The 17,545-nt window shown below is 54.0% G+C and carries 13 protein-coding genes; 8 read left to right on the top strand and 5 right to left on the bottom strand.

Annotated features, from left to right (window positions below; translation table 11 throughout):
- Window positions 1-22: 22 nt before the first annotated feature.
- Window positions 23-517, bottom strand: coding sequence for an SUF system Fe-S cluster assembly regulator (locus tag F6R98_RS00545; RefSeq protein ID WP_153247267.1), 495 nt, complete (start codon window positions 515-517; stop codon window positions 23-25).
- A 400-nt stretch (window positions 518-917) separates the two neighbouring features.
- Between F6R98_RS00545 and F6R98_RS00540 the strand changes: the two genes are divergently transcribed.
- The 3 genes from F6R98_RS00540 to F6R98_RS00530 all read left to right on the top strand — a co-directional run bounded on the left by F6R98_RS00540 (window position 918) and on the right by F6R98_RS00530 (window position 6,397).
- The gene (locus F6R98_RS00540) at window positions 918-1,421 is read left to right on the top strand and encodes a hypothetical protein (protein ID WP_153247266.1); all 504 of its coding nucleotides are present in this window, start codon (window positions 918-920) and stop codon (window positions 1,419-1,421) included.
- Window positions 1,422-1,723: 302 nt separating this feature from the next.
- Window positions 1,724-5,659: an EAL domain-containing protein gene (locus tag F6R98_RS00535; protein ID WP_153247265.1), complete on the top strand. Its 3,936-nt coding sequence runs from the start codon at window positions 1,724-1,726 to the stop codon at window positions 5,657-5,659.
- 132 nt (window positions 5,660-5,791) lie between these two features.
- A complete protein-coding gene (locus tag F6R98_RS00530) occupies window positions 5,792-6,397 on the top strand; it encodes a peroxiredoxin (protein WP_153247264.1) in 606 nt (201 codons plus the stop codon).
- A 60-nt stretch (window positions 6,398-6,457) separates the two neighbouring features.
- Here F6R98_RS00530 and F6R98_RS00525 read toward each other — a convergent pair whose 3' ends face one another.
- A complete protein-coding gene (locus F6R98_RS00525) occupies window positions 6,458-6,754 on the bottom strand; it encodes a hypothetical protein (protein ID WP_153247263.1) in 297 nt (98 codons plus the stop codon).
- A 336-nt stretch (window positions 6,755-7,090) separates the two neighbouring features.
- Here F6R98_RS00525 and F6R98_RS00520 point away from each other — a divergent pair, with 336 nt between their 5' ends.
- Window positions 7,091-7,525, top strand: a complete 435-nt coding sequence (locus F6R98_RS00520; protein WP_153247262.1) for an FxsA family protein — start codon at window positions 7,091-7,093, stop codon at window positions 7,523-7,525.
- A 95-nt stretch (window positions 7,526-7,620) separates the two neighbouring features.
- On the opposite strand, the gene F6R98_RS00515 is transcribed toward F6R98_RS00520, so the two are convergent.
- Entirely contained in the window at window positions 7,621-7,914 is a 294-nt protein-coding gene (locus tag F6R98_RS00515; protein ID WP_153247261.1) for a YgaP family membrane protein, read from the bottom strand.
- A 79-nt stretch (window positions 7,915-7,993) separates the two neighbouring features.
- On the opposite strand from F6R98_RS00515, the gene uvrD reads away from it, so the two are divergent.
- The 4 genes from uvrD to F6R98_RS00495 all read left to right on the top strand — a co-directional run bounded on the left by uvrD (window position 7,994) and on the right by F6R98_RS00495 (window position 13,636).
- A complete protein-coding gene (uvrD, locus tag F6R98_RS00510) occupies window positions 7,994-10,186 on the top strand; it encodes a DNA helicase II (RefSeq protein WP_153247260.1) in 2,193 nt (730 codons plus the stop codon).
- A 232-nt stretch (window positions 10,187-10,418) separates the two neighbouring features.
- Window positions 10,419-12,608, top strand: coding sequence for a SpoIIE family protein phosphatase (locus F6R98_RS00505; protein WP_153247259.1), 2,190 nt, complete (start codon window positions 10,419-10,421; stop codon window positions 12,606-12,608).
- A 231-nt stretch (window positions 12,609-12,839) separates the two neighbouring features.
- Complete coding sequence (locus F6R98_RS00500) at window positions 12,840-13,193, top strand: STAS domain-containing protein (protein ID WP_153247258.1); 354 nt, start codon at window positions 12,840-12,842, stop codon at window positions 13,191-13,193.
- Window positions 13,190-13,636, top strand: coding sequence for an ATP-binding protein (locus tag F6R98_RS00495; protein WP_153247257.1), 447 nt, complete (start codon window positions 13,190-13,192; stop codon window positions 13,634-13,636). The genes F6R98_RS00500 and F6R98_RS00495 overlap by 4 nt, the downstream gene beginning before the upstream one ends.
- Window positions 13,637-13,799: 163 nt before the next feature.
- Here F6R98_RS00495 and F6R98_RS00490 read toward each other — a convergent pair whose 3' ends face one another.
- On the bottom strand, window positions 13,800-15,533 hold the full coding sequence (locus F6R98_RS00490) for an ABC transporter ATP-binding protein/permease (protein WP_153247256.1): 1,734 nt from the start codon (window positions 15,531-15,533) through the stop codon (window positions 13,800-13,802).
- 1,043 nt (window positions 15,534-16,576) lie between these two features.
- Window positions 16,577-17,509, bottom strand: a complete 933-nt coding sequence (locus tag F6R98_RS00485; RefSeq protein WP_153247255.1) for a hypothetical protein — start codon at window positions 17,507-17,509, stop codon at window positions 16,577-16,579.
- Between the last annotated feature and the right edge of the window lie 36 nt (window positions 17,510-17,545).

Raw genomic sequence — 17,545 nt, 5'->3', positions numbered from 1 at the left:
ACAGATACTGCAGGAGCGGGCTTTAGCCGGCAATTTTGCTCATCTTTCGCGAGCTTGAAGCCCGCTTCTGCAACGAATTATCGATCTGCACCAGATAGTTTCTGCGAACAGGGGGTGTTACCGCCGCCATATCCGCAAGCGACACTGCCTCCAGCGCATTGCGCACCGCGCGATTGATTACTTCCCAGCTGGCCCTGGCCTGACAGAAACCCGATTGTTCGCATCCCTGCAGCAAGGTGCCGCAATCGGTCAATGCAATGGGACCCTCCATAATATGGATAACGGAAGCAATGCTGATTTCTGCCGGGGCGCTGCTCAGGCTATAACCGCCATGCGCGCCGCGTGTCGAACTGATAATGCCGCTTTTTGTCAGTTGCTTTAAAACCTTGCTGGCCGTCGTCGTTGCCAGCCGGACGGCTTCAGCCAGTTCCGAAGCCGCATACACTCTATCCGGCTCTCGCGCCATGAACTCCAAAACGATAATGGCGTAATCAGTCAGCTTACCGATCTTGAGCATGAACTCCGCCTCCTTCAGCTAGATAACACAATGGGTACCATTTTAGTACTATTTAAAGCATCAGGTAAAGCCCCTGAGCTCTTATGCGCGAAAAAACATACGTCATGTCAAATAACCCACCCTGGTCACATGTTTTTCATATTCCCCCGCTAGACTGCTCGTATAACGGATGTTTTCATGGGCGGTCAACCAGGAAAACATCGATCGTTCATTTTTTGTATACCATTGTTTATCCGGCGATTGATTATATAGATGCAAAATCCGCGAGCTTCGAATAATTCAGCGCCTCCCAAGCACCAGACATATGAAAACAAATGGCATTTTTTTTGCTTTCATTATTAACATCATCGCCAAGCTTGCGAAAACCGTTGGAACTTAATGCTTAGCCGGGGGAACATACATGAACGACAAGATATCGACCATCACCAGCACAGAAATGACGGCCCACCCCGCAACACAACCCGCCCTCAACAATCAACTGACGGCGCATCCATACCCCAGCGATACGGCACGCTGCAATAATAGTTCCTGGTACCTGCCCTTAACGCCCGGAGACCTGCTACAGAGACTGATCCTGTTATCCAGCCTGCAGGTGCCATGCATGATATACACGCCCAAAGCGGAGACCCCGCCGGACGCATGCAAAATCCACTCCATTACCGACGCTGAATCCACTGGCTTCCCGTGGCTTAATAACGACATCGCCTCTTCGCTTGCGCATGGCGATACGTACAGCATCTGGGTGGTAGGCACCAGCGCGGAAGATCGCGACGGCGATAGCGTGGTCATAGAGATATATAACTGCGCGCGCGCTTTGGTTGCGCGGCTTTTCAGCCTCCCGGACAGCCGGACGCAAGCCATCTGGCAGGATGTTTTTGGCAACCCTACACTGGCAGCCGCATAAGCGCCTTTCTCGCAGCCTGCTTCCGCCCGACACAGCCGGACGCGTAGCGGACCAAGACCGGGAATAGAGCTGGCGAGACCAATACCCCACCATCCGTACTTGCGGCGAATCGGCGATTTATATAAGCTGATGCTCACGTACGGAGACCGGATCATGCACATCGAGTCAGAAGCAGCCTGCCCACCCCGCCTGCCAGCCTTCATAGAAACAACAAGCCCGAAAGCGGACACGATGAAAGATGCCCGGCGCCCATGCGCTTCGCATCATAAGCCGTGAAGTGCGTCAAGCGCGTTGCGATAGGCATGACCGATACAAATCCATCGCTTTTCCTTAATTTCATAGGCAAAACGGCGGGCCTGGTCGCGGCCTTGCTGGGGCTGAGCGTATTATCCGGCTGGACATGGGAGAACCCGCTCCTCAAACACATGGTCATCGGGCAGGCGCCAATGAAACCCAATGTTGCGCTTGCCTTCATATTGACAGGGCTTGCTCTGAGCCTGACGCCCGCAGCCGCGAAGAACCCCGCACTACGCTTCCTGGTACGGCTCCTCGCGGGCTCAACACTGATGTTTATTCTGGCGACTCTCAGCCAATACCTTACCGGACAGGATCTCGGCATAGACCAAATGCTGTTTACGATGCCTGACGGCATCCCTTTCACCAACACTTCTCCCGGGCGCATCACCCCACAAGGAGGCATTTGTTTCATATTACTGAACGGTGCGATTTTGGCACTGCAGCAGCCCGGCAAACGCGGCGCGGCGCTGCTGATGGCGGCCCTCGCGACCGTCATCCCGACTATCACGCTCGGCAACTACCTGTTCTGCGCCCCGCTCACGCTTTACCCCAAACAGACCGGCCTGATGACCACCCATGGGACGCTGGGGCTCCTGGTGCTGTCAATCGGCGCGCTGGCTTACTGCACCTCAGCACAGACTTATGAACGCATACGCCTGCGACTGCCGGCAATACTTTTTACGGTAGCGCTGCTGTTAATGCTGCTGTCGGGAAGCGCATTACGCGTCAATTCTCATCAACTGCGCCTGACTTACGCTTCCGTTACCCAATCCATTGATATTTTGAGACTGCTCGAATCCGTCATGACCGAGGTGGAAATCATCTCGGCTACCAACCATGGCTTTCTACTGACGGGACAGATGGATTGCCTGCCTCTGTTGGCGCGCTCCAGGGAACGGCTCGTCGAAAACCTGAAGTTGCTGAGCCGGCATAGTCTGCGCGACGCCGCCCAGCAGCAGAAACTGAATACACTGCAAAAACAGACCGAAGAGCTGTTCCGTTTAACCGATCAAACCTCCGAACTCCGCAAACAAACCAGACTGGAAGACGTCGCCAAGGCGGTTACTTCCCAATACGACGGCCCGCTCATCAAGGAAATTCGCAAACTGGTTACCGAAATGGAACAAGTCGAGGAGGTGCGGCTGCAAGAACGGCAAAATCAGGCGTTAAGCAGCAATAACAGCACTTCACTGGCAACAGGGCTGACCGGTTTAACCGGCGTTTTCTTTATCATCATCGCTTTTCTACGTCTGCGCCAGCACCTGGCGGAAAAAATCCGCGCCGAACGCAGCGCCGCTCGCGAACAGACCCGCCTGAACACCATCCTTCGCGCAACCAGCGACGGAGTTCATATCTTCGACCATGAGGGCCGCCTGGTCATGGCCAATCAGGCTTTTCTCGATATGCTGGGCTATGACGAATCAGTCGTCGGACACATGCGGATTCCCGACTGGGATATCGACCATGACGAGATAAAATCGCTGCAGGCGATTAATATCATCCTTACCGCCGACACATTGACATGCTTCGAAACTCGCCATCAACACCGCGACGGTCACCTGATAGACGTGGAAATCACGGCGCGTCCATTTACCCTTGACGATTCGACTTTCATCTGCGCCGCATCGAGAGACATCACCCAGCAAAAGCAAAATGGAAAACGTCTCGCACGCGTCGGCATGCTCTATACAGCCATGCTGCACTGCAATGAAGCCATCATTCACTGCAGGAACGAGAATGCGCTGCTGGATACCATCTGTCGGATTACCATGGAAGACGGACAGATGTGCATGGTCTGGATAGGCGTAGCCGATTACAACAAGCGTAGCATAGTGCCGGTCGCCTGGTACGACGAGCAAGCCAAAACCTATCTGGACGGAATTGAAATATCGATGCAGGCGGACGGGCCCGAAGGATGCGGCCCAACCGGAACCGCCTTGCGCGAAAACAAGCCCATATTCAGCAATAATAACAGCAACCCCGGCCTGGAGCTTTGGAAAATAAAGTATTCCGGCTTCGACTGCCTATCCAGCGCAGCGATACCCATATCGAGAGGAGGACAAGTCTGGGGCGTGCTTTCGGTATACAGCCAGGAGCGCGGCGCGTTTGATGAACAAATAACCGGGCTGTTGCAAAACATGTGCAACAACATCAGCTTTGCCCTCAACGAGCTGGACAGCGCGCGAGCGCGCGCCGTAATAGAAGAAAAACTGACCTTGTCCGACCGGGTTTTCAATGAAACCCATGAAGGCATCATCATCACCGACGTGCATAATCTGATCATTGATGTCAATCCGGCCTTTTGCGCCATCACCGGCTATACGCGCGACGAGGCCATCGGACAAACGCCTCGTTTCCTGCGCTCCGGCAAGCAACCCCCCGAATTTTACACCACGCTGTGGTGCGCCTTAACCGAAACCGGACACTGGCAGGGCGAACTCTGGAACCGCAAGAAAAACGGCGATCTCTATGCCGAACGCCTGACCATTTCGGCCCTGCGCGACGATCATGGCATCGTGCTGCACTATGTCGCGCTGTTTTCCGATATCACCCAAACCAAGCAGCAGCAGCAGGCGCTCGAACTGATGGCCCACTACGATGCGCTGACCCAACTGCCCAACCGCGTGCTGTTCGCCAAGCACTTCAATCAGGCCATTTCTTACAGCCGGCGCGAGTCGGCGCTGCTCGCGGTGTGTTATCTCGACCTGGACGGCTTCAAGCAGGTGAACGACTCGCTCGGTCATGACGCCGGCGATCAACTGCTGATCGAGGTCGCCAACCGCATTCAGAGCAGTCTGCGCGGAGAGGATACGCTGTCGCGCCTCGGCGGCGACGAATTCGCGTTGCTGATTAACGATCTGCAGTCGTTCGACGAATGCGAACAGGTGCTGGTGCGTATCCACCAGGCCATCGCGCAACCGTATTTGATCGGCGGCCAGGCGGTCAATGTCGCCGCCAGCACCGGCGTAACGCTATACCCCCGCGACGACGCCGACCCCGATACCTTGCTGCGCCATGCCGATCAGGCCATGTATCTGGCCAAGACCTCCGGACGCAACCGCTATTGCCTGTTCGATAGCGAGCAGGCGCAACAGATGCAGCGCCAAAGCCGGCAACTGGAGCAGATCGAAGCCGCTTTTGTGCGCAAGGAGTTCTGCCTGTTCTATCAGCCCAAAGTCAACATGTCCAGCGGCGAGGTGGTCGGCATGGAAGCCTTGATACGATGGAATCATCCCGAGCGCGGCATCGTAGCGCCGGCGGCTTTTCTGCCGGCTGTGGAAGGCAGCGCGTTCGAGATTGTGCTCGGCAACTGGGTGATCGATACCGCATTGGCGCAGCTGGATAGCTGGCGCGGCATCGGCCTGGAAATCGAAGTCAGCGTCAATATTGCGCCGCGCCACCTGCAGGATCCGGATTTTTTTATCACGCTGCACGCGCTGCTGGCCCAGCACCCCGTCATCCCGGCGCGCCGGCTGCAGCTGGAAGTAGTGGAAAGCAGCGTGCTGAACGATCTGGGACGCGTCAGCGAAGTCATCGCGCTGTGCCGCAGGGAGCTGGGGGTCGGCTTCGCGCTGGACGATTTCGGCACCGGCTATTCGTCGCTGACTTACCTGCGCCGCCTGCCGGTAGACAGCGTCAAGATCGATCAGAGTTTCGTACGCGACATGATCGACGATCCTGAGGATCACGCCATCGTCAACGGCGTCATCGCATTGGCCCGGGCATTCAAGCGCGAAGTCGTCGCCGAAGGCGTGGAAACCTGCGAACATGGCACGGTATTGCTGAATATGGGCTGCGAGCTGGCCCAGGGTTATGGCATCGCGCGGCCGATGCCGGCTGAGGCAATTGCGTCATGGGTTAGTGATTACCGTACGCATGCGCGATGGCAACGTTATTCTGCAACAGCGCACCAGCCCTGCTCCGGCGTCGAAAACGAATAGTTACGATTCGATTTTACAGAGAAGAGAAATACCCAGTGATTTTCTGTACAATTTGGTTGGTACCTCGATGCTATATCCACGAGGTCTGGTCTATCCACTTTTAGCAACACACTAAATTCACGGAGATATCTGATGAGCGTTTTAGTTGGAAAAACAGCCCCTGATTTCACTGCAGCAGCAGTTTTAGGCGATGGCACCATCGTCGACAGCTACACCCTGTCCAAGGAAACCGGCGGCAAGTATGCGGCCATTGTGTTCTACCCGCTGGATTTCACCTTTGTCTGTCCCAGCGAACTGATCGCACTGGATCATCGCGTGGAAGAGTTCAAAAAGCGTGGCGTTGAAGTCATCGGCGTATCGGTCGACTCACAGTTCACTCACAATGCCTGGCGGAATACCCCGGTAGACAAAGGCGGCATCGGCCCGGTCAAATACACGCTGGTAGCGGATGTAAGTCATGAGATAGTCAAGGCTTACGATGTCGAGAAAGAGGGCGCTGCCGTTGCTTACCGCGGCAGCTTCCTGATCGACAAAAGCGGCCTGGTCCGCCACCAGGTTGTCAACGATCTGCCGCTGGGCCGCAATTTCGACGAACTGCTGCGCGTCGTCGATGCGCTTCAGTTTACCGAAGAGCACGGCGAAGTCTGCCCGGCAGGCTGGAGCAAGGGCCAGTCAGGCATGAAAGCAACGCCGGATGGCGTAGCGGCTTATTTGAGCTCGAATGCGGATAAGCTCTGAGCTAGTCTCTGTACGCCCGGACAAGCGCTCTACGGCGCTTGTCCGGGCGTACAGAACCCACTACTCTTCCCGCCTGGGGTCCGTCTTGAGCTTGTCAAGAACCGCGTACCAGACAAATACCGCAACGGTCACACCGACCAAAATACCTGAATGACTCACCAGCGTAGCGGAAAAGCCCGCGTTTTGCGTATGCAGGCTTTTCACCAGCGGCTTGGTCAACGTAAAAGTCCAAATCAGGTTGGGCAATAAATATGTAATGAAACCGACGCCCGCCCACTGCAATGCCGGTGCGGATTTGGCGTTCGCGGTACGATAAAACCAGAATGCAACGGCGATGGAAATCAAACCACTAAACATGCAACCCCCTTCTGTTATTGTTTTAGTTCTGAATCAAGCCAGTTGAGCATACAATACTAGACTATCCGTCAAAAACTGTCTTCTGTTTCAGGCATCATCGAGAACACATAAACGGCCCGGATGAACGGTTACTGACAGTACGATGCATGCATAACAGTACTGCCCTCTTGGCATTGGGTCCTATGCCGTTAGGTTTTTCCATTCGAGGCGTACGTTTCGACTATGCCCAGGAAACGCCTGCCGTACTGAAGGCAGACCACCATCAACGCCATAAGCTTTTCCACTCAACCCGAAATATTACGTCAGCGCTCTCTACGCGACATAAGGAACCGCCATATGAACATACCGCAACTCGCATGGATTACCCTGCTTAGCCTGCCTGTCCTTGAGGTTTATCTATTGATAAAAATCGGCTCATCAATCGGATTCATACCTACGATCATGCTGCTGGTTACCGCCGCAACCATAGGCACCGGCTTGCTGCGTACACAGGGATTGGCAATATGGCTACGCGTTCAACAAAGCCTGCTGAACGGCGAACTGCCGGCCGTTGAATTGATGGATGGTTTTGTGATTCTGGCCGGCGGTGTGCTGTTGCTGCTGCCCGGCTTCCTGTCCGATCTGGCCGGTCTGCTATGCCTGTTGCCGCAAACCCGCAAACTGATTACAGAGTGGTTATTGAAACGCCGCTTCGAACAACAGGCGTCATCAAATCCTGGCAATACCGCAACAAACAGCACCATCGAAGGCGAATATCGACGAGAGGAATAAAGCTGCGCACGATAGCGGTAGAAACCGTGTCGACCCGGCTCGCGGATTTATACGTGCGAACCGGATCAAGGATAGGCTTTTCCTGGCTGCAGTGACTATTTGTCTTCCGTATGCTTGCCCTGTTCTTCGCTGTGCGAACCGCCGCAGCAGCCTGGACCGGGAGGCGGTTCATTAGGGTCCACCGTACTCTTGCTCAACCCGGAATAAACGGGACACCAGCGTGTAAACCCGGACGCAGCCAACGCGCCGGCAACCAGCAGCAAGGGGATGTTACCCAGAAACGCAGACGCGACACCGGCTGCGGCCGCAACGCCGTAGCGTATCTTTTGCTCTTTCAAGCCGACATTGATTTCTTCTTTTTTTAACATTTTTTTATAGTCGAAGCTCATTTTACCCTCCTCTTAAGTAGGTCTGATGATTTTGCAGGCATAAGCCGATTTACGCAAGATAAACATGTAAAATAGACATATGGACATCACTTCTATCATAGAATCACTCAACGAAGCCCAACGCACGGCGGTTACCGCCCCGCCGCACGCGATGCTGGTGCTTGCCGGCGCCGGTAGCGGCAAAACCCGCGTGCTGGTGCACCGCATCGCCTGGCTGATGCGCGTTGAAAACGTTTCGCCCTACAGCATTCTGGCCGTGACCTTCACCAACAAGGCCGCGCGTGAAATGCGCGGACGCATAGAGCAACTGCTTTCCTTTCCGGCGGGCAACATGTGGATGGGTACCTTTCACGGCCTGGCGAACCGCCTGCTGCGCAGGCATGCGCGCGAGGCAGGTCTGCCGGAAAGCTTTCAGATACTCGATTCCGACGATCAATACCGCCTGCTCCGCCGCATACTCAAACAACTCGAGCTGCAGGAAACCAGCTGGCCCCCGCGGCAGATTCAATGGTATATCAACGGTCACAAGGAAGAAGGCAGACGCGCATGCCATCTGCAGGAGTCCTACGACCCGGCTGAAAGGCAGTTACAGCGCATCTATCGCGAATACGAAACGCTATGCGAACAATCAGGCCTGGTCGATTTTGCCGAACTGCTGTTGCGAGCGCACGAATTTCTGCGCGATAGCCCTGCAGCGCTGGCGCATTATCAGCAGCGCTTCCGTCATGTGCTGGTCGATGAATTCCAGGATACCAACAGTATCCAATACGCCTGGCTCAATCTGCTGACAAGGGATAACGACAACCTGTGCGTAGTCGGCGACGACGACCAATCGATTTACGGCTGGCGCGGCGCAAAAATCGAAAACCTGCACAGCTTCCAGCGTGACTATCCGAATCACCAGATAATCCGGCTGGAGCAAAACTATCGCTCCACCGGCAACATTCTGAACGCCGCCAACGCGCTGATCGACCACAACGACGGCCGTTTGGGCAAAAACCTCTGGACCGACAGCGGCGCAGGAGACCCCATAGCGCTGTATGCGGCGTTCAACGAGCAGGACGAAGCCTATTTCGTCGTTGATCGCATCCGGCGCTGGATACAGGAAGGCGGCAGTCCGCTGGAGTGCGCAATACTTTATCGTTCCAACGCGCAATCGCGCCAGTTCGAAGAAAAACTGATCGCGATGGGCATTCCCTACCGGGTTTACGGCGGGCTGCGATTCTTCGAGCGCCAGGAAATCAAGGATGCCCTCGCCTATCTTTACCTGTTGACGCATCGCGACAACGATGCGGCCTTTGAGCGTATCATCAATACCCCGACACGCGGCATAGGCGCGAGAACCATCGACTATCTGCGCAATCTGGCCAGGGCGCAACAGCTGACTTTATGGAAAGCCGCGCTGCACGCCCGCACCGCAAACGATTTACCGGCGCGCGCGCAAACGCTGCTGGGCGGCTTCATCGACCTGATAAACGCCTTGTCCGAACGCATGGCGGACCGGCCTTTACACGAACAAATACGGCTAGCCATCGAAAATTCGGGACTGCTCGAATACTATCGCAAGGAAAAGGGCGAACAGGCGGAAACGCGCGTCGAAAACCTGGAGGAGCTGGTCACTGCGGCGCGCCAGTTCGAAGCGGAACCCCCCGGCGCGGAAGAAGACTTATCGGCCACGCCGCTGGAGCGCTTTCTGGCTCATGCCGCGCTTGAGGCCGGAGAAGCCCAGGGCGATCCGTATCAGGCCTGCGTGCAATTGATGAGTCTGCATTCGGCCAAGGGGCTGGAGTTCGAGCTGGTGTTCATCGTCGGACTGGAAGAAGGGCTTTTTCCCAGCATGCAGTCGCTGGAGCAACCCGGACGGCTGGAGGAAGAGCGCCGCCTTTGCTATGTCGGCCTCACCCGCGCGCAAAAACTGCTTTACCTGACTTATGCCGAATCGCGGCGGCTGTACGGCAAGGAGCATAGAGCCAGGCCCTCGCGCTTTCTGAACGAACTTCCCGCCGAAAACTGCCAGGAAGTGCGCGCCAGAGCCAATGTAAACCGCCCGGTTGCTTCGTACGAGGCAGCTGCGCGCTCCGGCTTCGAGGATGGCTCTGCGGCGGCCGGCGGAAGTTTCAGGCTGGGGCAATCCGTCTTTCACGCCAAATTCGGCGAAGGCGTTATTTTGCAGGCGGAAGGCAGCGGCGCTCAGGCGCGCGTGCAGGTCAAGTTTGCCGAATCGGGCGTCAAATGGCTGGTGCTGGCTTATGCGAATTTGCAAGGCAGGTAGTTAGCTGGTTCCAGACATCAAATAGGGTATGGCAACATAATGCTTTTGATCTTTCCCTCCATTGGCCGCGCTGAGCATCGCAGCTTTTGCCGGGAACAGCCCGCAGGGACGATTCAGGGCTGAGTTACTTATAAAGTATCACATAGAACAGAATTTGGAGGCTCCATGATTTCTGGACTAAAAATGTCACAAGAAACCTTTAACGGCGGATGTATCGAATGCAGTTGACTAAATGCTTCAATCAATTTTAAACGCACTGGAGGACGGCGTCTGTATTTTAGATTCCGGCGGACGCTTATTGACCGTCAATAGCGCCGCCCTGCGTATGCTCGGATTTCAGCAGGACGAAGACTTAAGTCAAACATTCGCGCCCGTCAAAATCCCGGCAACGGAATTCCTGGCCTCCACGCAAGATCACCAACAGCAAACCTCCGAACTCATGCGCAAGGATGGTTCCCCGCTCCTGATTTCCTGCACGCTGGACCGTATCCGGGTGGACCAGGAAACCGACCGGGTTTTGCTGCGCTGTCATCCCGCCCCGCCCGACTTCACCGAACGGAGACGCGCCGGGGCAACGTTGCAAACGCTCACACGCTCAGTCGAAAAAAGACTCAACGCGGTGCTGATAGCCGACGCCAACGGCGTAATCGAATATATCAACCCCAGTTACACGCGGCTGACAGGCTACAGTCTCGAAGACGTCGTAGGACAGGTACCGTCGGAATTATTTCCCGGCGTAATATTTACTCCTGCATGCGAGGTTTTGCTTGGCGGCAGCGAATGGCAGGGAGAAATCCAGGGCTGTAAAAAAACCGGTGAGCTGTATTGGGCTCTGCAAACCATCTCGCCGATCCGTAACGCTTCGGGAGAAATTTCGCAATATCTCGCCATTCTTCAGGATATCAGCGAAATCAAACGGGACAAGGAAGCGCTAAAGGAAAGCGAGGAACGTTTTCGCCAAGTCGCGGAAATGGTCGGGGAGTGGCTTTGGGAACAGGATTCCGGCGGGCATTATATTTATTGCAGCAGCGCGGTGCGTGAAATTCTGGGCTACGAACCGGCAGAAGTTCTCAACAAGAATTATCTCGACCTGCTTACGCCGGCGGACAAAGCGCGCTGGAACCACCTGGCGTCTCCCGTCAACCATCAGCCGTTCAGCCATTTATTGAACAGATACCGGCATCGGGACGGCCACGAAGTCATCACCGAATCCACAGGAAAACCGATTTTCGACGCCAAAGGAGGACTGTTGAAATGGCGTGGCGTCGATCATAACGTCACCGAACGCAAGCTTTATGAAGACGCGCTCAGGCTTTACGCGCAAGCGCTCGAAGCAGCCAGCGTCGGCATCGACATTTCTGATGCGCGTAGTCCGGGCTATCCTAAAATTTACATCAATCCCGCGCTATCGCGCATCACAGGCTATGGCCGCGAGGAACTGCTGGGGGACAACATGCTCCTGCTGAAAGGAACGGACACCGACCTTTCCGCGCTACAGACCATCGCCCAGGCCATGAGCGACGGACGCCACTGCGACGTGGTGCTTAAGTGTTACCGCAAGGACGGCTCTCCCTTCTGGAACGAGCTGCGCATTTCACCGGTGCGGGATGCGGAGGGATTATTGACTCACTTTATCGGGGTGCATACCGACGTAACGGAACTGCGGCGCGCATCCGAGGAGCGCCACGAACTGGAGATCGCCAAGCAAATCCAGATGTCGCTGCTGCCGAAACGTCCGTTAGATATTGACCGTGCAGCGATCGCTGGCGTTTGCCTGCCGGCAACCCATGTCGGCGGCGACTATTTCGACTATTTCCATACCGACAACATGCTCGATCTGGTCATAGCCGACGTATCCGGACACAGTGTCGGCGCGGCACTGATCATGACCGAAATGCGAAGCGCGCTGAGGGCGGAAACGCGATTGTCGCTTGCCGGCGGCGTCAAACACGGCCCCGCTCAAATTCTGTCGTTGCTAAACGAAGTTTTGTATGATGATCTGACCGGCTCGGAACTGTTTATCACCATGTTTTACCTGCGGCTCGATCTTACAACTCTCCGCTTGTCCTATGCCAATGCCGGACATAACTGCCCCTTGCTGTCCCGCGCAAACGCTACCGCCTGTGAACCGCTGGATTCGGATGGGCTGATCCTCGGCGTAAAAAGGAACGTTGTCTTCGAGGAAAAAACCCTGCAAATCGAAAGTGGCGACCGCTTGCTGTTGTATACTGACGGCGTTACCGAAGCGCTGAATGAACAAGGCGAGTTTTTCGATGTACCCCGTTTGTGCGAGCTGTTTTCCTCGTACCGGGGTGTTGCCCCGGAAAAGGTAATCCGGGGGCTGGTCGATGCCCTTCATTCTTTCCGCGGCGCGGCGCCTCTGGCGGACGACGTCAGCATGGCGGTGATGAATCTGAAGTGAGGGTGCGACGCTTGCGCCATGATGAGTTGGATTATGAAAGCTGATGCTGTTCCGTCATGGATAGACGGAACCCGGACGTTCGGTACGTCTTGTGAATTAACGTTCCACTCGGCTACTTGGCGCAAAAGCCGCTCAGGACAGGTCTTGCCCCGCTGGCTACCGGCGTGAGCCCATGCCGGTATGACGTGCCGATCGGTTACTTCGCGGAATTCTCCAGTTAAAGGTTTAAGCATGAATATTACGGCGGAAGACAGGAACGGCAAAACCCTGCTGTTCGTAAGGGAAGAGAGGCTTGACGCCAATAACTCCGGCGATCTGAAGGAATACTTGAAACGGCTGCTGGAAGCCGAAGCCAAAGCGGTGATTATAGACCTGTCGATGGTTAGCTTCATCGATAGTTCGGGGTTGGGCGCCCTGCTTTCCGGCTACAAGAATGCCAACCTGCATCAGGGCAGTCTGGTGCTGCACGGCCTTCAGCCGCGAGTACAATCGATGTTCGAATTGACCCGTTTACAGCGGGTATTCGACATTTATCTCAGCCAGCAAGAAGCGCTGGATCATATCGAAGGGGGGAAACACTCATGAACGAGACCGATATTGATTTGCAAATCGCGGTTCCGCCTAATACCCGTTACCTGAGCCTGGTCGGTAATCTTGCGGAAGTGTTGATGCATGAAATCAAGGAATATAACGGAGACAGAGATCTGCTGGGCTATCACCTGAATCTGGTGCTGACGGAAGCCATGGCTAACGCCATTGAGCACACGCCCCCGCCTGACAAGTGCGACAAGTTGCGGGTGCACATCCACATCGACGGCGATTACTTATGCATCAAGGTTTACGACCATGGCGAAGGTTTCGACTTGAAACAGGTGCAATCGCCCGATTTCGAGGCCCTTGATGAAGGCGGGCGGGGGATCTTCGTAATCAAACAACTGATGGATACGGTGGATTACTACAAATGCACTGATGGCAACGTGCTTGAGATGCGCAAAAAACTCACGCCTCCGATATCGGTTGCCGAATAATTGCCAATAATTTTCAATATATACAGGCAAGGCGCCTACCCGCCCGGAAACCAACGGATACATTTACTGGCTTGCCTTAACCCGGCTGCTTCGGTCATTGCTCATCGTCACTTACCGAATAATTACCCGGATTTTTTAGATTGAAATTATTCCAATGCGCACATTATGTTTGGCGCGGCGCATGGGGCCGGATGGTCCGCCAGGACCATGCGCCTTGCGCTTTGATTTCGAGCGCATTATCGTAGTATTGCGACAGTTTATCGCCTTCCTCGCGCCCCTCCGGTCCGAAAGTCAGATAAGTGATTCCATGTTCGGTCAGCGCGCGCAACCGTTCGAACGCAATCTCGGCGTCGCAGTCCTTGAAGGGGTCGTAAATCACCGCGAAACGAGGCGCGTCAAGCAGGATGCGAGCGAACGACACGCTACGCTGTTCGTTCAACGAAAGCACCGTATCCCAGTCATGATGTTGAACGTCCATTCCCTCCACGCGCACCACAATATCAGCTATCCCCAAGGTACGCAGAACGGCTTCGATACTTTCATCGGTGTGCGCGGAAGCGCTGCCTACATTGACCAAAGCCTGACGCAGTGTTCCGGGAGGAAGATATGGCCGTTCTGGCAGAAACAGGATACGATCCATAAACGGCCGGCGCACCAATCCGCTTCCCGCGTCATATACCCCGGCGGTTGCTTTGAACAGCGCGTCCTTGACACTGGCATCGGTGCCGGAAACGATGACTCGGGTTCCGACGGGAATGGAGATGTTGAGATCTTTAACCAGCACATGGCCGTCGGTAGCTGAAAACAAGGTCAGATTTTCGTAAGCGACATGATCGTCGTCTTCTTTGCCATCCAGGGTGGAAACCGTTTCGGTCTGCGTCATTTCCATCACGTACCACAGATTTATCAGCCGTTCGACAACCGCCACGTACGAGGAAAGCGATTGAAACTGGGTTACCACGATCGAGAAGGCGGACACCAGCGTTGAAAACGCCATCGCGGATTGGGTTATCACGCCAAAGTCGGTTTTTCCCTGCATATAAAGCGGCGCCACCAGCAGGATCGGAATGATTTGTATCAGGTAATTGTAACCTGATGTAAAAAATCCCATGTTACGGTTTACCGAAATGATTTTCCTGAAATTGCCGGCCAGATCCGCGAATTGACCCAGCGAACGAGGCAACAGCCTGCTCTCGCAATGCAGCAAGGCCACCGATTCGGCCCGCTCGCGCACATGAACCAAGCCGGAGCGGAAAGCCGCTTCCTTATCCAGTTGCGCATAATTGAGATCGATCAGCGGACGGCCCAGCAGGATGATGCATAAGGTGCCGATCATGGCATAGGCCAACGCCGCGCCAAACAACCATGGGTCGATGGATAACAGCACGCCGGAAAATGCCAGTATGGTAAACGCACTGTTAAGTGACAGCAGCACGAATGACAGGGTCACCGTGGTAAACGTCTTTACGTCATCCGCTATGCGCTGATCGGGATGTCCCATACCGCTCTTGCGTATGACCCGGTCATTCATCCGGTAATAGGTCGGATAGCGAAGATAGATCTGAACGAGGCGGGGCGTCATGAACTCACGCCACAGCAAACCCAGCAATTCTTCAAAATAACGCTGAAAAACGCCCACTACGGTAGACGCCACAAAAACGCCGATGTAAAACAGCGCCAGACGGATATAGTCCGACTGCTCACGGTCAGCGACAGCAGTCATAAAATCCCGCCCTACGTAGCTGTTCAGTACGTTCAGGCCGTTAAACGCCAGCAGAAAAAGGATAAGCCCGATAAACAGCAACTTGGCCCGCACACCGGCTTCGGAGCAGGATAGATCGCGTATCATCTTGACGAAAAGCTGACCTGCCTGTTCTAGGTTCGGGATGTGCAGCATGGTGAGTTCCTGTAATCGGTCGCAACAGAAGAAGGCTGTTACAAGTAAAACCGTACGCCATTACCGGCAGAGCTAATAGCCCAGTTTTGAATAAAGTCGCTTTCTATTGTAATACACTTCAATATAATAGAAGCCATGTTGTTTGCATCGTCCCTGGCCAGGAATCGCTCTCCGTGTATAGCCTCGACTTTAAGGCTGTGATTCCAACGCTCCAAATCGGCATTATTATAGCAGCCACCTTTCTTGCCCATACTGCAAATCGGTTGCTGTTTTGCCGGCAAAACCTGATAGGCGTTTGGACTATGCTGACTAGCTCGATCTCAATGGACGATAATCCCTGAAGGTAAACGCCGCCTATACAAGGCCATCATTAATACATCGCAGACCGGTGTAGCAGTCATGCGTACAGCCATGGTCCGGCTCAGGACTTTGCGCGAAAACAACTCAAGCACAACCGCCAAACAAAGCCAGCCTTCGTTAGGCTAGATATCATTAAGATGTTTGGTGATTCCGATCGAACCCGTTCCCCCTTTTCATCGTCTAAAACACGCTTTACCTCGTCCGCCGGAGCCTTACGCGCTTGCTGAAGCAGCAAAAATGGGCATTTTCTCCATTGCTAACACCCACTGCAAGATACCGACAAAAAGTACGCCGCTGCCTTTTTTAGAAAGGATAGCTCATCCTCCATGGGGGCAACCTTCCGTTTCAGTCGGGCCAATGCCGCCTGCTGAAGTTTCTGATCTTCAGAAAGGGTGAGCTGTTTTCCGGCTTTTTGTTTGCCCGTTATAGAGCATTGCAGCAGCAATGCCGAGGTCTTCGGCTGCCTAGGGGACGCCATCACGTTTTGCCCGTTTTAGCGCCTGCTCTTTGAACTGCGGCAAATACTTGTTGCGCCTGGATTTGGATAAGTTCGTTTCCTGCTTTGGAGTTTTCATGAAACTTCTCAGGTGTGGAGATCATTCTCCTAGCTGAGTGTCTGAGCAGTTTGGACAGGACCAGAAGTTTTTAGGCGCAACGATTCTTCATCGCGCTATTCGAAACTGCTACTGAGTGATCAGCACAGTTGCCGCGACGGTTTGATCCCGATTATACATGTCCGTTCCTGATGAACTGGCGCCATGCCAATACGTTACTATGTCGACAATTCCTGAAGCGCCTGCGTTTTCTACTTCTTCAAGACGTATGCCTAACTCAAAAGTGCCCGGCAAATACAAACCCAGCTTGAAGGGGGTTGATTTATCCTCTTTTAAGTCCGCTATTCTGTATCTTAAACGGATGGACTGGAGTTTATACTCATCATCCTTATCGGCGGGATTAACGTCAGGCAAAGCCGCGGACGCCAGTACGCCTTCAGGCGCGATATTTAATTTATCCTGGGGAGTAATACGATTTTTTCTCAAAACGAGATTACTGGATAACATGTTGCGCTCAAATGTGGACTCAATTAGAACGCAACCCACTTGTGCTGCGAAATTTTCTTTTTCCCACGGATTAAGGTTTAACTGACTGGCCGAGTGTGGTACAAACCCTCGATAGTCGGAGGAATTGAAAAAAGCTAATAAATCATTGTAGGTGATATGTAAGCTATTCGCGAGAATTTCATGTTTCGCGGATACCTTATCCGGTTTTAGATTTTGAGCTACAGCGCCTAATTCTATAAGTTCATTGAGCAGAAGAGCCTGACCATAACACCTTCCCGAACCCTTGCACAGCAGCAGCCTTTCGCCTTCCGGTTTCCAAACCGCTGTGGCAGTATGATATTCAATAGTATTTATAAAACTGTACTGGGCATCCGACAGTTTATTTACAATCGATTTGATCGGCTCTGCATTTTTAATTTTTTTTAGCCTCACTTCCCCAACGGTTTGCTGCTGGCCTATTTTGGGTATCGCCATCGCGTTGGCTTCCAACTGAATTTTCTCCATGACCTTTGTTGTTATTTGTCGATACCAGATATTGGTTTCCTGAGTTTTCATTCGGACGAATTTGGGACTGGGACTATTCGATTCTGT

This window comes from Candidatus Methylospira mobilis (assembly GCF_009498235.1).
Taxonomy (GTDB): Bacteria; Pseudomonadota; Gammaproteobacteria; order Methylococcales; family Methylococcaceae; genus Methylospira; species Methylospira mobilis.
The sequence above is the reverse complement of the archived record's forward strand: the minus strand, read 5'-3'. Positions and strand labels throughout refer to the sequence as shown.

What these genes read in the sequence shown, in the direction of transcription:
- F6R98_RS00545 (WP_153247267.1), bottom strand. Translation starts at nt 517, where the DNA reads ATGCTCAAGATCGGTAAGCTGACTGATTACGCCATTATCGTTTTGGAG.
- F6R98_RS00540 (WP_153247266.1), top strand. Translation starts at nt 918, where the DNA reads ATGAACGACAAGATATCGACCATCACCAGCACAGAAATGACGGCCCAC.
- F6R98_RS00535 (WP_153247265.1), top strand. Translation starts at nt 1,724, where the DNA reads ATGACCGATACAAATCCATCGCTTTTCCTTAATTTCATAGGCAAAACG.
- F6R98_RS00530 (WP_153247264.1), top strand. Translation starts at nt 5,792, where the DNA reads ATGAGCGTTTTAGTTGGAAAAACAGCCCCTGATTTCACTGCAGCAGCA.
- F6R98_RS00525 (WP_153247263.1), bottom strand. Translation starts at nt 6,754, where the DNA reads ATGTTTAGTGGTTTGATTTCCATCGCCGTTGCATTCTGGTTTTATCGT.
- F6R98_RS00520 (WP_153247262.1), top strand. Translation starts at nt 7,091, where the DNA reads ATGAACATACCGCAACTCGCATGGATTACCCTGCTTAGCCTGCCTGTC.
- F6R98_RS00515 (WP_153247261.1), bottom strand. Translation starts at nt 7,914, where the DNA reads ATGAGCTTCGACTATAAAAAAATGTTAAAAAAAGAAGAAATCAATGTC.
- uvrD (WP_153247260.1), top strand. Translation starts at nt 7,994, where the DNA reads ATGGACATCACTTCTATCATAGAATCACTCAACGAAGCCCAACGCACG.
- F6R98_RS00505 (WP_153247259.1), top strand. Translation starts at nt 10,419, where the DNA reads ATGCTTCAATCAATTTTAAACGCACTGGAGGACGGCGTCTGTATTTTA.
- F6R98_RS00500 (WP_153247258.1), top strand. Translation starts at nt 12,840, where the DNA reads ATGAATATTACGGCGGAAGACAGGAACGGCAAAACCCTGCTGTTCGTA.
- F6R98_RS00495 (WP_153247257.1), top strand. Translation starts at nt 13,190, where the DNA reads ATGAACGAGACCGATATTGATTTGCAAATCGCGGTTCCGCCTAATACC.
- F6R98_RS00490 (WP_153247256.1), bottom strand. Translation starts at nt 15,533, where the DNA reads ATGCTGCACATCCCGAACCTAGAACAGGCAGGTCAGCTTTTCGTCAAG.
- F6R98_RS00485 (WP_153247255.1), bottom strand. Translation starts at nt 17,509, where the DNA reads ATGAAAACTCAGGAAACCAATATCTGGTATCGACAAATAACAACAAAG.